Source organism: Variovorax sp. UMC13 (assembly GCF_014170375.1).
Classification (GTDB): domain Bacteria; phylum Pseudomonadota; class Gammaproteobacteria; order Burkholderiales; family Burkholderiaceae_C; genus Variovorax.
Map to the genome: position 1 here is coordinate 41,256 of NZ_LZZW01000037.1, position 14,467 is coordinate 55,722.

Annotated in this window: 14 protein-coding genes; 7 read left to right on the top strand and 7 right to left on the bottom strand. The window is 69.0% G+C overall.

The annotated features are described in order from the left end of the window. Positions 1–20 precede the first annotated feature (20 nt). The gene (locus A9977_RS31605) at positions 21–2,018 is read right to left on the bottom strand and encodes an ATP-dependent DNA helicase (protein WP_183028823.1); all 1,998 of its coding nucleotides are present in this window, start codon (positions 2,016–2,018) and stop codon (positions 21–23) included. 116 nt (positions 2,019–2,134) lie between these two features. Then, positions 2,135–2,338, bottom strand: coding sequence for a DUF465 domain-containing protein (locus A9977_RS31610; RefSeq protein WP_183028780.1), 204 nt, complete (start codon positions 2,336–2,338; stop codon positions 2,135–2,137). Between the two features lie 138 nt (positions 2,339–2,476). On the opposite strand from A9977_RS31610, the gene A9977_RS31615 reads away from it, so the two are divergent. Beyond that, positions 2,477–3,253, top strand: coding sequence for a PP2C family serine/threonine-protein phosphatase (locus A9977_RS31615; RefSeq protein WP_183028781.1), 777 nt, complete (start codon positions 2,477–2,479; stop codon positions 3,251–3,253). 7 nt (positions 3,254–3,260) lie between these two features. Here the strand turns inward: A9977_RS31615 and A9977_RS31620 are convergent, their stop codons facing one another. Continuing rightward, positions 3,261–3,515 (bottom strand): TIGR04438 family Trp-rich protein, encoded by a 255-nt coding sequence (locus tag A9977_RS31620; RefSeq protein ID WP_183028782.1) that lies wholly within the window; start codon positions 3,513–3,515, stop codon positions 3,261–3,263. 104 nt (positions 3,516–3,619) lie between these two features. Here A9977_RS31620 and A9977_RS31625 point away from each other — a divergent pair, with 104 nt between their 5' ends. Beyond that, the gene (locus tag A9977_RS31625; RefSeq protein WP_183028783.1) at positions 3,620–3,925 is read left to right on the top strand and encodes a c-type cytochrome; all 306 of its coding nucleotides are present in this window, start codon (positions 3,620–3,622) and stop codon (positions 3,923–3,925) included. Between the two features lie 6 nt (positions 3,926–3,931). On the opposite strand, the gene A9977_RS31630 is transcribed toward A9977_RS31625, so the two are convergent. Both A9977_RS31630 and acs read right to left on the bottom strand, forming a co-directional pair. Then, complete coding sequence (locus A9977_RS31630) at positions 3,932–4,426, bottom strand: LapA family protein (protein ID WP_183028784.1); 495 nt, start codon at positions 4,424–4,426, stop codon at positions 3,932–3,934. A gap of 97 nt (positions 4,427–4,523) precedes the next feature. After that, positions 4,524–6,530: an acetate--CoA ligase gene (gene acs, locus A9977_RS31635; RefSeq protein WP_183028785.1), complete on the bottom strand. Its 2,007-nt coding sequence runs from the start codon at positions 6,528–6,530 to the stop codon at positions 4,524–4,526. A 155-nt stretch (positions 6,531–6,685) separates the two neighbouring features. On the opposite strand from acs, the gene A9977_RS31640 reads away from it, so the two are divergent. After that, positions 6,686–7,321: a YqhA family protein gene (locus A9977_RS31640; RefSeq protein ID WP_183028786.1), complete on the top strand. Its 636-nt coding sequence runs from the start codon at positions 6,686–6,688 to the stop codon at positions 7,319–7,321. 15 nt (positions 7,322–7,336) lie between these two features. On the opposite strand, the gene A9977_RS31645 is transcribed toward A9977_RS31640, so the two are convergent. After that, the gene (locus A9977_RS31645) at positions 7,337–8,254 is read right to left on the bottom strand and encodes a LysR family transcriptional regulator (protein WP_183028787.1); all 918 of its coding nucleotides are present in this window, start codon (positions 8,252–8,254) and stop codon (positions 7,337–7,339) included. Between the two features lie 107 nt (positions 8,255–8,361). Between A9977_RS31645 and A9977_RS31650 the strand changes: the two genes are divergently transcribed. Continuing rightward, positions 8,362–8,979 carry an NAD(P)-dependent oxidoreductase gene (locus A9977_RS31650; protein ID WP_183028788.1) on the top strand — a complete coding sequence of 206 codons (618 nt, stop codon included), beginning with the start codon at positions 8,362–8,364 and terminating at the stop codon, positions 8,977–8,979. A 51-nt stretch (positions 8,980–9,030) separates the two neighbouring features. Here the strand turns inward: A9977_RS31650 and fumC are convergent, their stop codons facing one another. After that, entirely contained in the window at positions 9,031–10,428 is a 1,398-nt protein-coding gene (gene fumC, locus A9977_RS31655; RefSeq protein WP_183028789.1) for a class II fumarate hydratase, read from the bottom strand. A gap of 545 nt (positions 10,429–10,973) precedes the next feature. Here fumC and proV point away from each other — a divergent pair. From proV to proX, 3 genes are read left to right on the top strand one after another with little or no spacing between them, the layout of a single operon-like run. Continuing rightward, the gene (gene proV / locus A9977_RS31660; protein ID WP_183028790.1) at positions 10,974–12,227 is read left to right on the top strand and encodes a glycine betaine/L-proline ABC transporter ATP-binding protein ProV; all 1,254 of its coding nucleotides are present in this window, start codon (positions 10,974–10,976) and stop codon (positions 12,225–12,227) included. Positions 12,228–12,251: 24 nt separating this feature from the next. Beyond that, entirely contained in the window at positions 12,252–13,430 is a 1,179-nt protein-coding gene (gene proW / locus A9977_RS31665; RefSeq protein ID WP_183028791.1) for a glycine betaine/L-proline ABC transporter permease ProW, read from the top strand. A gap of 23 nt (positions 13,431–13,453) precedes the next feature. Continuing rightward, positions 13,454–14,467, top strand: a complete 1,014-nt coding sequence (proX, locus tag A9977_RS31670; protein WP_183028792.1) for a glycine betaine/L-proline ABC transporter substrate-binding protein ProX — start codon at positions 13,454–13,456, stop codon at positions 14,465–14,467.

A 14,467-nucleotide genomic window follows, 5' to 3' on the forward strand; every position in this document is an offset into this window, starting at 1 on the left:
CACCCGGGCCTGAGACGCTTTCAGGCCCCGTCGCCGGTCCGGAGCTCGGCCACGGCGGCATCGAAGTCCGCCTCCCCTTCGAGCCGCCGCATGGGCGGCAAGGCGGCCACCAGCCGGCGGCCGTAGCCCATCACCGCTAGGCGGGTGTCGCAGATGGCCAGCACCCCCCGGTCCGACTCGCGCCGGATCAGGCGCCCGGCGCCCTGCTTGAGCGCCACCGCCGCCTCGGGCAAGGAATAGTCTCCGAAAGCATTGCGACCCTGCGCCTCCAGGCGCTGCGAGCGCGCCTCCACCAGTGGATCGTTGGGCGGCGGAAAAGGCAGCTTGTCGATCACCACCAATTGCAGCGCATCGCCGGGCGCATCGAAACCCTCCCAGAACGAGGCCGAGGCCACCAGCACGCAGCCCGCGCGGCCACCGCTGGCGCCTTCGCGGAAACGGTCCATCAGCACGCGCTTGGGCAGCTCGCCCTGCACCAGCACCTCGGGCCGCCGATCGGGCGGCTCGCCCTCGAGCCGGCGGCGCATCTCGTCGCCGACGGTGCGCAGCGCGCGCAAGGTGGTCGTCAGCACCAGCGTGCGTCCGCCCAGCACCGCGGCGCCGCGCGCGGCCAGCGCCGCCACGCGCGCGCTGTGCGCCGGATCGTTGGGCTTGGGAAAGTCCCGTGGCACATAGAGCGCGGCCTGCCTGGCGTAGTCGAAGGGGCTCTGGACCCGCAGCACCTCGGCATCGGTCAGGCCGCACGGCTCGGTGAACCAGCGCAGCTGCGGGTCGTCGCCCAGCGTGGCCGAGGTGAAGACCCAGGCACGCCCGCGGTCCTCGGCATCCTCCGAATCCTTCTTCAGCACGCGCTTGCGCACCGCCTCCGCGATGTCCAGCGGCGACTCGACCAGCCGCAGTTGCGAACCCACGTCGACCCAGCGCACCGACCCCAGCGCGCAGGGCTGCGCGAAGCGGTCGACGCGGGCGGCCAGCTGCTGGGCGCGCTCGTGCAGGCGCACGAAGTCCGGCGAGATCTCGCTCACGGTCGCCAGCCCTTCGGCGGCGTCCTCGAAGGCCTGCTGCAGTTCGTCGAGCGCGTCCTGCCACGGCGCCTGGGGCACGCCCTCGGGGGCGGGGCCGGCCCAGCGCAGCTTGGCGCCCGGCCATTGCTGGCCGACCGACATCCGCAGCTCGCGCGCGGCGCGCTCGACCGCCGCCACCAGCGAGGTCCAGTCGACCAGGCCCCGGGCATGCTGCAGCCCGGCCGCGAGCACGTCGCGCGCGAAGTCGAGCGCCTGGCCGCTGCCCATCTGCACGCCGAGGAACTGCACGCCGGTCTCGTTGAGCTGGTGCGCTTCGTCGAAGACCACCACGCGCACCGAGGGCAGCAGCTCGGCCATGCCCGACTCGCGCACCGCGAGGTCGGCGAAGAACAGGTGGTGGTTGATGACCACCACGTCGGCCGCCAGCGCCTCGCGCCGCGCCGCATTGACGTGGCAGGGCTTGAACTGCGGGCACTGGGCGCCCAGGCAGTTCTCGCGCGTGGAGGTGATCAGGGGCAGCAGCGGCGAGCGCTCGTCCAGGCCCGGCAGCTCGGCCAGGTCGCCGGTGCGGGTGGCGGTCGCCCACTGCTCGATCTTGGCCAGCGTGCGCAGGCTGCCGCGCTCGGGCAGCGAGGCATCGTGCCGCGCCTGCCCCAGGCGGTGCTGGCACAGGTAGCTGCCGCGCCCCTTGAGCAGGGCCATGCGCACCGGCAGTTTCAGCGCATCGACCAGCCGCGGCAGGTCGCGGCCGAAGAGCTGGTCCTGCAGGGTCTTGGTGGCGGTCGAGAGCAGCACGCGCTCGCCGCTCAGCAGCGCGGGCACCAGGTAGGAGAAGGTCTTGCCGACGCCGGTGCCGGCCTCGACCACCAGCACGCCACCGTCGTCGATGGTGCGCGCCACGGCCAGCGCCATCTGGGTCTGGCCATGGCGTTCGCGGAACTCGTCGGCCGCATGCGAGAGCGCGCCCCCTTCCGCGAACACCTCGGCCACCATCTCGGACAGGCCGCCCGCCGCGGCCCGCGGACGATCGCGCGTCGGCGCGCCGCCCATCAAGGCGGCATCGTCGTCCTCGTCGTCCCACGCCGAACCGGCATCGGTGTCGGCCACCATCAGGCGGGTTCTTTCGGATCCATCGCCCGCTCGAGGCGCGCGATCTGGTCGCGCAGCGCCAGGCGGCGCTTCTTGAGCCGGCGCAGCAGCAGTTCGTCCTGCGGCATCAGGCCGTCCAGCCGATCGACCGTGGCGTCGAGATCGGCGTGCTCCATGCGCAATGCGATCAGTTGGCGGGAAGGGGAATGAAGATTGGAGTCCAAGGAACGCAATAAGTCGGGCATCGGCGTGGGCCGACGCCTTGGCGCGGTCGGCGACGGCGCAGCTTCACTCGATAATACGTCCTCGCATCGCTCCCGCGGTGCCCGCCCCTACCAGCGCGCCATCGGCGCATCAGCGTCATGACACGAGGTTTCAGACTTTCCGCCGCGACCGCCCTGCACAAGGGCGACCGCCCCTATCAGCAGGACCAGGTCGCCGTGCTCAGCCACCCCCGCGCCGTCGGCTGCGTGCTGGGCGTGATCGCCGACGGCATGGGCGGCCGCAGCGGTGGCCGCAAGGCCTCCGACCAGGTGCTCATGACCGCGCAGCAGCTGTTCGCGCGCTACCGGCCGGTGCACGACGACCCCTCCGCCCTGCTGCGCCAGCTGCTGGACGAGGCGCACACCGTCATCAAGCTCACGGCGCTGTCGAGCGAACAGGAGCCGCACAGCACGCTGGCCGCCTTCCTGGTGAATCCCAAGGGCGACTGCACCTGGATCCACGCCGGCGACTCACGCATCTACCATTTCCGCCACGGCCGGCTGGTGCAGCGCACACGCGACCATTCCTATGTCCAGACGCTGATCGACCGCGGCGAGATCACCGAGGCACAGGCCAACGTGCATCCGCAGGCCAACATCCTGCTGGGCTGCCTCGGCATGACGAGCACCCCGCCACCGGTGGAGCTCCACTTCATCCACCAGCTGGTGCCGGGCGACCTGCTGCTGGCCTGCAGCGACGGCCTGTGGCACTACTTCGACAACGAGGAAATGGGTGCGGTGCTGGCCGAACAGGCGCCGCGCGCGGCGGCCGAACTGCTGGTGGCCGAAGTGCGGCGCCGCGCGCGCGGCGGCGGCGACAACATCTCGCTGGCCGTGCTCAAGGTCGAAGCGCTGCCGGAAGAGCCGCCACACTGAGGTCTGTTCAACGCCGCGTGCGCTGCCCGTCGCGGTTCGGCAGGCCCATGTTGGCGCGCTGGCGGTCGATGCGCACCTGCTTGCGCCGCGCCTCGCGCTCCATCACCTTGCGCTTGGTGTAGCCCGAGGAATCGGCCCAGGCCCACCAGGCCAGCGCCAGCGCGAAAGGCGACAGCACCAGCCACCAGCTCCAGCCGGCCACCGGGCCCACCTCAAAATACTTGAGGCCGACGCCCAGCAGGCCCAACAACAGAAACCACATCGCGAATCCCTTCGGGGTTTGTCGGCATGCGAGAGGCGCCTTGTGCATGGCTCCCTACAATCGCCTGGCACCCAATGTAACCCAGCCCCCGAGAAGAACACCCCATGAAAAAAGTCCTGTCGGCCGCCCTCCTGAGCCTCGGCCTGGCGGCGCCGGCCTTCGCCGACCTGGCGCTGGCCACCTCGAAGAACTGCATGAGCTGCCATGCGGTGGAACGCAAGGTGCTCGGCCCCTCGTTCAAGGACGTGGCCGCGAAGTACAAGGACGACAAGGGCGCGGTCGACACCCTGGTCAACAAGATCCGCAAGGGCGGTTCGGGCGTCTGGGGCCCGGTGCCGATGCCGGCCAACAACCAGGTCAGCGAAGCCGACGCCAAGAAGCTGGCGGGCTGGATCCTCTCGACCAAGTAGGCCGCATCAGAAGCGCGGCTCGGCCCCGCCCGCGCGACGCTCCAGCCGGTCTTCCAGCTGGCCCATGTGGGCCGCCATGGTGTTGTCGGTCTGGTCGCCGCGCTGGCGCAGCGAGGCTTCGAGTTGCTCGACCCGCGCCAGCAGCGCCGCATGGCGCTCGGCGTTGCGGCTCATGTGGGTGTTCTCCTGGGCCTCGAGGAAATTGCGCAGCTCGGTGAAGCGCGAGGCCTCGGCCTTGTCGGCCAGGTCGCGCTGGGTCTGCATCTCGCGCGTGTGGCGGCGTGTCTCGAGCAGCACCGAACTCTGCAGGTAGACCACGTAGGCCACGAAGAGGATGCCCAGCAGCACCGTCAGGCCCAGCATGATCAGACCCAGCGGCGCCGTGACCTGCATGAAGCCCAGCGACATCAGTACGGGGCTCGCGATCCAGCCCCAGTTGAGCGCGGCCAGCGCCGCGATCACCAGCACCACCAACAACAAGATGCCTGTTCTCAGACCCATGCGGTCCTCCCTTCGCCAAAGCCAATGAAGACCGCGTTTTAACGCATGGGCCGCAAGGCCCGTGTGGGACAGCGGCGCGAGGACCGCCGTCGCCGCCTCAGTAGGCCTTGCCCAGCTGCTCCAGGATGGCCGGATTCTCCAGCGTCGAGGTGTCCTGCGTGATCGCCTCGCCCTTGGCCAGCGAGCGCAGCAGGCGCCGCATGATCTTGCCGCTGCGCGTCTTGGGCAGGTTCTCGCCGAAGCGGATGTCCTTGGGCTTGGCGATCGGGCCGATCTCCTTGGCCACCCAGTTGCGCAGCTCGGTCGCCAGCTTCTTGGCCTCCTCGTCACTGGTCGGGCGGCCGCGCTTGAGCACCACGAAGGCGCAGACCGCCTCGCCCGTCACGTCGTCCGGCCGGCCCACCACTGCCGCCTCGGCCACCAGGTCGGTCTTGGCCACCAGCGCCGATTCGATCTCCATCGTGCCCAGGCGGTGGCCCGACACGTTGAGCACGTCGTCGATGCGGCCGGTGATGCGGAAGTAGCCGCGGTCGGCGCTGCGCACCGCGCCGTCGCCCGCCAGGTAGATCGTGCCGCCCATCTCCTCGGGGAAGTAGCTCTTCTTGAAGCGCTCGGGGTCGTTCCAGATGGTGCGGATCATCGAGGGCCAGGGCCGCTTGATCACCAGCATGCCGCCCGCGCCGTTGGGCAGGTCCTTGCCGGTCTCGTCGACGATGGCCGCCGCGATGCCCGGCAGCGCCAGCGTGCACGAACCCGGCACCAGCGGCGTCGCGCCCGGCAGCGGCGTGATCACGTGGCCGCCGGTTTCGGTCTGCCAGAAGGTGTCGACGATCGGGCATTTCTCGTGGCCGATGTTCCGGTGGTACCACATCCAGGCTTCCGGATTGATCGGCTCGCCCACCGAGCCGAGGATGCGCAGGCTGGACAGGTCCCAGTTCTTCGGATGCACCTTCTCGTCGGAGTCGGCCGCCTTGATCAGCGAGCGGATGGCCGTGGGCGCGGTGTAGAAGATCGACACCTTGTGCTTCTCGATCATCTGCCAGAAGCGCCCCGCATGCGGGAAGGTCGGGACGCCCTCGAACACCACCTGCGTGGCGCCGGCGGCCAGCGGGCCGTAGGCGACGTAGCTGTGGCCGGTGATCCAGCCGATGTCGGCGGTGCACCAGAACACGTCGTCGGGGCGCAGGTCGAAGGTCCAGTCCATCGTGAGCTTGGCCCACAGCAGGTAGCCGCCGGTGGCGTGCTGCACGCCCTTGGGCTTGCCGGTCGAGCCCGAGGTGTAGAGGATGAACAGCGGGTGCTCCGCGCCCACCGGTTCGGGCGGGCACTCGTGGCTCTGGCCTTCGAGTGCGGAGATGGCTTCGTCAAAGGTCTTGTCGCGGCCTTCGACGCGCTTCCAGTCGCTGAGCGTGCGCTCGTAGACCAGCACGCTCTTGATCGATTCGCAGCCGCCCAGCGCGATGCCGTCGTCGACGATGGCCTTGAGCGGCAGTTCCTTGCCGCCGCGCAGCTGGTAGTTGGCGGTGATGACCGCGACCGCGCCGGCGTCGATGATGCGTTCCTGCAGCGCCTTGGCCGAGAAGCCGCCGAACACCACGCTGTGGGTGGCGCCGATGCGCGCGCAGGCCTGCATCGCGATCACGCCCTCGACCGTCATCGGCATGTAGATGATGACGCGGTCGCCCTTCTGGATGCCCTCGGCCTTGAGCGCGTTGGCGAACTGGCACACGCGGGTCAGCAGGTCGCGGTAGCTGATCTTGGTGACGCTGCCGTCGTCGGCCTCGAACACGATCGCGGTCTTGTGCTCGACCGGCGTGCCCATGTGGCGGTCCAGGCAGTTGGCCGAGGCGTTGAGCTCGCCGTCGCCGAACCATTGGTAGAAGGGCGCGTTCGATTCGTCAAGCGTGCGGGTAAAGGGCTTCGTCCAGTCGAGGTTCTCGCGCGCCAGGCGCGACCAGAAGGCGTCGGGGTCCTGCGCGGCCTCGGCGCACAGCGCGTCGTAGGCGGCCATGCCGCTGATGCGCGCGCCCTGTTGCGCGCGGGCGTCGGGCGGGAACACGCGGTTCTCCACCAGGACGGATTCGATGTTCGATGCTTGGCTCATTGTTGTCTCCTGCCGGGGAATGGAATGCGGCCGTAATGTCGGGGTTGGCACTTACGGACGACTGACGAAGACATGGTAGCGCCCCGGTAAGGGCTTCTCCGTACCGTCATGGCGCCGCCCCTAGAATCGCGCGTCCTCCGCTCCCCCCTTCCGCGATGTCCGCTCCCGACCGTATCGATCCCCTGAACCCACCCGTCGCGCGCCGCTCCCCGCTGCGCCCGCTGCCCAAGCTGATCTTCGCCAGCCGCTGGCTGCAGTTGCCGCTGTACCTGGGCCTGATCATCGCGCAGGCGGTGTACGTGGTGCACTTCCTGGTCGAGCTGCTGCACCTGGTCGAGGCCGCCTTCGGCAGCCAGACCGCGCTGCAGGCGCTGATCAACAGCATCGGCTACAAGACCAGCGCGCCGGTCACCTCGCTCAACGAGACGGTGATCATGCTGGTGGTGCTGGCGCTGATCGACGTGGTGATGATCTCCAACCTGCTGATCATGGTGATCGTGGGCGGCTACGAGACCTTCGTGAGCCGCATGGAACTCGAAGGCCATCGCGACCAGCCCGAGTGGCTGAGCCACGTGAACGCCTCGGTGCTCAAGGTCAAGCTGGCCACGGCCATCATCGGCATCAGCTCGATCCACCTGCTCAAGACCTTCATCAACGCGGACAACTACACCGACCGCGTGCTGATCGCGCAGACCGTGATCCACATCACCTTCCTGCTGTCGGCCATCGCCATCGCCTACACCGACAAGCTCATGACGGGCAACGCGGCCCACGAAGACCTGTCGCACTGAGCCGGCGCGCGCGCCCTACCCGGCCGGCGGCCGGTCCCAGGCCGGCGGCTCGGTGAAGCGCTCGGCCAGGAAATCCAGCATGCTGCGCAGCGTGGCCGGCATGTGCTTGCGGGAGGCATACACCGCGTGCATGCCGATCACCCGGGGCTCGTGCTCGGGGAACAGCGGCACCAGCGCGCCCGACTGCAGCTGCGCCGGCGTGAGGTAGGTCGGCAGCATCGCGATGCCCGCCCCGGCCTGTGCCAGCTGCATCAGGCTCACCGCATCGTTGGCCGACACGTTGCCACCCACGGCCACCGAGACGGGCGTGCCGTCGTCCTTGCGCGTGAAGTGCCAGAGGCTGCGGCTGAAGTAGGAATGGGTGAGGCAGTTGCGCTCGGCCAGTTCCTCCACCCGCAGCGGCCGGCCATGCGCTTCCAGGTAGGCCGGTGAGGCGCAGACCACCGAGCGGCACACGGTGAGTTGCCGCGCGATCAGCTGGGGGTCGATCTCCGCCGCGGTGCGGATCGCGAGGTCGATGCGTTCGTCGACCAGGTTGACGGTGCGGTCCAGCAGCACCAGGTCGACCGTCACGCCGGGATAGCGCCGCACATAGTCCGCGATCGCATCGGCCAGCTGCGCCTGCGCGAAGGAGGTGCCGGCGGTGATGCGCAGCTGGCCGCGCGGCGCCTCGGCCGGGTTGCGCACCGCGGCCTGCATGTCGCCCGCGAGCTCCAGCACCTGGCGGCAGCGCGGCAGCAGTTCCTCGCCCGCGGCCGTGAGGCTCAGGCGGCGGGTCGTGCGGTGCAGCAGCCGCGCGCCGGTCCACTGCTCGAGCTCGGCCACGTAGCGCGTGACCGCCGGGCGCGACATGTCGAGCTTGTCGGCCGCGGCCGAAAGGCTGCCGGCGTCCACCACGTTCACGAACACCCGCATCGCATTCAATCGGTCCATTCGAACGATTTTAGGAATAAACAAGCGCGAATTTCGAGGTATTTCTTTCGAAAGCAGAAACCTAAGATGCGGTGCATCCCATCCACTTTCCTTCTTCTGGAGATCCCATGAGCCACATCGCCATCATCGGCGCCACCGGACGCGCCGGCGGCCGCCTGCTCGAGGAAGCACTGCGCCGCGGCCACACCGTGACGGCCATCGCACGCCAGGCCAGCGCCAAGCTGGCCGGCCGCGCCAACGTCAAGGCCGTCGACCTCGACGTGCTCGACGGCGCCGCGCTCGAGAAAGCCCTGGCCGGCCACGACGCCGTGTTCAGCGCCGCCCACTTCGCGACCGTGCCGCCGGCCGCCATCATCGAGCCGGCCAAGCGCGCGGGCGTGAAGCGCCTGCTGGTGGTCGGCGGCGCCGGCAGCCTGTTCGCCGCGCCCGGCCTCAAGGTCATCGAGACGCCCGGCTTCCCCGAGGCCTACAAGGCCGAAGCCTCGGCCGGCGGCGTGTTCCTGGAAGCGCTGCGCAACGAGAAGACGCTGGACTGGACCTTCCTCTCGCCCTCGGCCGAATTCGTCGAAGGCGAGCGCACCGGCAAGTTCCGCCTGGGCCAGGACGACCTGCTGGTGAGCGCCGAAGGCCGCAGCTGGATCACTTTCGAGGACTACGCGATCGCGTTCATCGACGAGCTGGAGAAGCCGGCGCATTCGCGCCAGCGCTACACGGTCGGGTACTGACGACGAAAAAAAGGACCCGGGAGGGTCCTTTTTTTCATGGGCGTGGCCAGCTCAGCGACCGGTCATGTTCTCCGGAATCACCCACGCGTCGAACTGCTCGGCCGTCAGGTGCCCCGAAGCGATGGCCGCTTCGCGCAGGCTCGTGCCTTCCTTGTGCGCCTTCTTCGCGATGTAGGCCGACTTGTCGTAGCCGATGTGCGTGTTGAGCGCGGTCACCAGCATCAGCGAACGCTGCACGAGCTCGGTGATGCGCTCGCGATTGGGCTCGATGCCCACGGCGCAGTGGTCGTTGAAGCTCACCATGCCGTCGGCCAAGAGGCGAACGCTCTGCAGGAAGTTGTGGGCCACCATCGGGCGGAACACGTTCAGCTCGAAGTTGCCGGATGCGCCGCCGATGTTGATGGCCACGTCGTTGCCGAACACCTGCGCGGCCAGCATCGTGACGGCTTCGCTCTGCGTCGGGTTGACCTTGCCCGGCATGATCGACGAGCCCGGCTCGTTCTCCGGGATGCTCAATTCGCCGATGCCGCTGCGCGGACCGCTCGCGAGCCAGCGCACGTCGTTGGCGATCTTGTTCATGCTGGCGGCCAGCGTCTTGAGCGCGCCGTGCGCATGCACCAGCGCGTCGACACTGGCCATGGCTTCGAACTTGTTCGGTGCCGTGATGAACGGCAGGCCGGTGAGCTTCGCCAGTTCGGCCGCCACCTGTTTGGCGTAGCCCTTGGGCGCGTTGAGGCCGGTGCCGACGGCCGTGCCGCCCAACGCCAGTTCGCTCAGGTGCGGCAGCGCGGCGCGCACATGCGCTTCGCCATGTGCCAGTTGCGCCACGTAGCCCGAGAACTCCTGGCCCAGCGTGAGGGGCGTGGCGTCCTGCAGGTGGGTGCGACCGATCTTCACGATGTCTGCGAAGTCTTCCGCCTTCTTCGCGAGCGTGCTGCGCAACTTGGCGATCGCGGGCAGCAGCTTGTGGGTGATGGCTTCGACGGCCGCCACGTGCATGGCGGTGGGGAACACGTCGTTGCTCGACTGGCTGCGGTTGACGTCGTCGTTGGGGTGCACCAGGCGCCCTTCCCCGCGCTCGCCGCCGAGGATCTCGCTGGCGCGGTTGGCCAGCACCTCGTTGACGTTCATGTTGGTCTGGGTGCCCGAGCCGGTCTGCCACACCACCAGCGGGAACTCGCCCGGGTGCTGGCCGGCGATGACCTCGTCGGCGGCCGCCACGATGGCCTGGGTCTTCTTGTCGTCCTGCAGGCCCAGCGCGTGGTTGACCACGGCGGACGCGCGCTTGACCTGGGCCAGCGCCTTGATGATCTCGCGCGGCTGCTGCTCGCCGGAGATGTCGAAGTTCTGCAGCGAGCGCTGCGTTTGCGCGCCCCACAGCTTGTCGGCCGGCACGTCGATCGGACCGAAGGTATCGCGCTCGGCACGGGTCTTGGGGGAAGTCGTCATGGTGAGAAAAGCTCCGCAATCTTGGAAAAAATGCGCCCGCTCGCCGGGTGCGGCCTGCAGTATCGCCCCGATAAGAATGGCTCTCATCTGACACGGCCATTGCCTGGGCGACTACAGCACCGTACACCCCGCGGCTTGACATCCATCATGTCAAAAAGTTATGATCGAAGGCTTTCGCGGACTTGGAAGTCATGTTGATGACACTCCAAGTCCCGCCTGCACTACTCGCGGATCTCGAATCCCGTCGCGGTGCCAGGTTGTCCTCGCCGGGCCCAGCCCAGCAAACCGGCCGGATGTTTCCGGCCCCATTGCCACGTCACGCTCTTCCAGGCGGCGCCCCTCGACCAGGCCCGCCGCTCTGCGAATGAAGCATCCGGCGGGCACTGGTTTCGTCGCCATGTCGTCTTCAGTGCCTGTCGGCAGCCCTTGAGGCTCGCCGGGCCATCGCACGCGCTTTGTTCGGGCAGCTCCATGGGCTGATGGCGTGGCCGTTGCCGCCTCCAGGGGCGGTGCCGTGTTCAACCCTCACAAAGGAGCCCCGCGTTATGGCCAAAGGCATTCTCATCGACCACGTCTTCAAGGTCTTCGGCGACCAGCCGGAGCAAGCCCTGGAACTGGTCCGGCAAGGCTTCTCGAAGAAGGACATCCTGGCGCGCACCGGCCAGTCGATCGGCGTGTTCGACGCCACCTTCGAAATCCAGGCCGGCGAGATCTTCGTCATCATGGGGCTCTCGGGCTCGGGCAAGTCGACGCTGGTGCGCCTGCTCAACCGGCTGATCGAGCCGACCGCAGGCCGCATCGTGATCGACGGCGCCGACATCAACGAACACTCCGACGCCAAGCTGCGCGCGCTGCGCCGCAAGGACATCAGCATGGTGTTCCAGTCCTTCGCGCTGATGCCGCACATGACGGTGCGCGAGAACACCGCCTTCGGCCTCGAACTCTCGGGCACGGGCAAGAAGGAGCGCCTGGCGCAGGCCGAGCTCGCGCTCGCGCAGGTGGGCCTCGCGGGCTGGGGCGACAGCTACCCCGACGAGCTCTCCGGCGGCATGCAGCAGCGCGTGGGCCTGGCGCGCGCGCTGGCCTCCGACCCCTCGATCCTGCTGATGGACGAGGCCTTCTCGGCGCTCGACCCGATCATTCGCACCGAGATGCAGTCGGAGCTGCTGCGGCTGCAGCAGGAGCAGCGCCGCACCATCGTCTTCATCTCGCACGACCTCGACGAGGCCATGCGCATCGGCGACCGGATCGCGATCATGAAGGACGGCCATGTGATCCAGGTCGGCACGCCCGACGAGATCCTGCGCAGCCCGGCCGACGACTATGTGCGCAGCTTCGTGCGCGGCGTCGATGCGGCGGCCGTGTTCAAGGCCGCGGACATCGCGCGCAAGTCGCTCACCGTGGTGAGCGAGCACCCGGAGCGCGGCGCGCGCGCGGCCTTGAAGCTGCTCGAGGACCAGGACCGCGACTTCGCCTACGTGACCAGCCCGACCAAGCGCTTCCTGGGCGTGGTCTCGGCCGACACCCTGCGCGCCGCGCTCGATGGCCACTCGGGCCCGCTGGGCCTGCAGCGCGCCTTCATCGCCGACCTGCCGCAGATCGACGCCGACGCGCCCGTGGCCGGCCTGATCGGCCCGCTCGCGCAGGCGCCCTGCGCGCTGCCCGTGGTGGCCGGCGACGGCCGCTTCTGCGGCGCGATCAGCAAGACCACGCTGCTCAAGTTCCTCGACCGCGACACGCCGCCGATCGAGGTCGTCGCCCCCCACGCCGCCCCTGCCCTGGCCGCCGAGCCGCACTGAATTTCCGAAGAAGGACCCTGAACGATGAACGACAGCACACTGCCTTCCGAACTGAACGCGCCGGACCTGATGGCGCCGATCGTGAACCCGCCCGCCGTCCCCGCCTACGTCGACCCATGGGAAGCGATCTCGGCCGCGCCCGACACCTCGGCCACCAGCGCCTGGCTCGATGCGCCGGCGAATGCCGCCCACTCGCTCGCGGGCTCGGCCGACGCCGCTGCGGGCAACGACTTCGCGCTGCACCGCCTCTGGGACGGCTCGCTGCCGGTCGAGGCCTGGATCAACAGCGGCCTGGGCTGGGTGGTCGAGCACTTCCGCCCCTTCTTCCAGACCGTGCGCCTGCCCATCGACGGCACGCTGAACTGGGTGCAGGGCCTGCTCACCGGCCTGCCCACGCTGGCCATGATCGCGCTGATCGGCCTGCTGGCCTGGCAGTTCGCAGGCCGCGCACTGGCCATCGGCACCACCGTGGCCCTGCTGCTCGTGGCCATGCTGGGCATCTGGCCTGAAGCGATGGTGACGCTGTCGCTGGTGCTGACCTCGCTGGTGTTCTGCATGGTGATCGGCCTGCCGCTGGGCGTGCTGCTGGCCAGCAGCGACCGCGCTCAGCGCCTCATGCGGCCCGTGCTCGACGCCATGCAGACCACGCCGGCCTTCGTCTACCTGGTGCCGGTGGTGATGCTGTTCGGCATCGGCAACGTGCCGGGCGTGATCGTGACCATCATCTTCGCGCTGGCGCCGCTGGTGCGCCTGACCAACCTGGGCCTGCGCCAGGTACGCCCCGACCTGATCGAGGCCGCGCGCGCCTACGGCGCCTCGCCCTGGCAGATGCTGGTGAAGGTGCAGCTGCCGCTGGCCATGCCCTCGATCATGGCGGGCATCAACCAGGCGCTGATGCTGTCGCTGTCGATGGTGGTGATCGCCTCGATGATCGCCGTGGGCGGCCTGGGCCAGATGGTGCTGCGCGGCATCGGCCGGCTCGACATGGGCCTGGCGACCGTGGGCGGACTGGGCATCGTGCTGCTGGCCATCACGCTGGACCGCCTGACGCAGGCCATGGGCCGGTCGCGCCGCAGCGCCGGCCACCGCTGGTGGCACACCGGGCCGGCCGGCCTCGCGCTGCGCCTGCTGCAGCGGCTGCTGAGCCCCTCGTCGCGCGACGCCGGCACGCCCGCGCCCGCGCTGTCCACGCAAGCGCAATGAAGCGTCCAGGAGACACACCGACCATGAAGAAGATCCATGTCATCGCACGCGGCCTCGTGGCCCTGGGCTGCATCGCCTTCGCGCTGGCCGCCCAGGTGGCCCACGCCGCCGGCGATCTGCCCGGCAAGGGCGTGACCGTGCTGCCGCTCAAGAGCTCGCTGGCCGAGGAGGCCTTCCAGACGCTGCTGGTGATGCGCGGCCTCGAGCGACTCGGCTACACCGTCGAGCCCATGAAAGACCTCGAGCCCGCCACCCAGCACCTGGCGATCGCCAACGGCGACGCCACCTTCATGACCAACCACTGGAGCCTGCTGCACGCCGACTTCTACAAAAACAGCGGCGGCGACGCCAAGCTGTGGCGCAAGGGCGTGTATTCCGACGGCGCGGTGCAGGGCTACCTGATCGACCGCAAGACCGCCGAGCAGTACCACATCACCAATATCGAGCAGCTGCGCGACCCGGCGATCGCCAAGCTGTTCGATGCCGACGGCGACGGCAAGGCCGACCTCACGGGCTGCAACCCCGGCTGGGGCTGCGAGCTGTCCATCGAGGGCCACCTGACGGCCTACGGCCTGCGCGACACCGTGACGCACAAGCAGGGCAGCTATGCCGCGCTGATGGCCGACACCATCGCGCGCTTCAAGCAGGACAAGCCGATCCTCTACTACACCTGGACGCCCTACTGGGTCAGCGCCGTGCTGCGCCCCGGCACCGACGTGGTGTGGCTGCAGGTGCCCTCGACGCCGGTGCAGGACGGCGTCGCCGACACGCGGCTGCCCAACGGCAGGAACTACGGCTTCCTGGCCAACCAGGAACGGATCGTCGCCAACAAGGCTTTCGCCGAGCAGAACCCGGCGGCCGCGAAGCTGTTCGAGCTGATGAAGCTGCCGATCGGCGACATCAACGCGCAGAACCTGCGCATGAGCCAGGGCGCCAACACGCAGCAGGACGTGGAGCGCCACACCGACGGCTGGATCCAGGCCCACCAGGCGCTGTTCGACGGCTGGATCGCCGAGGCCCGCGCCGCCGCGCCTTAG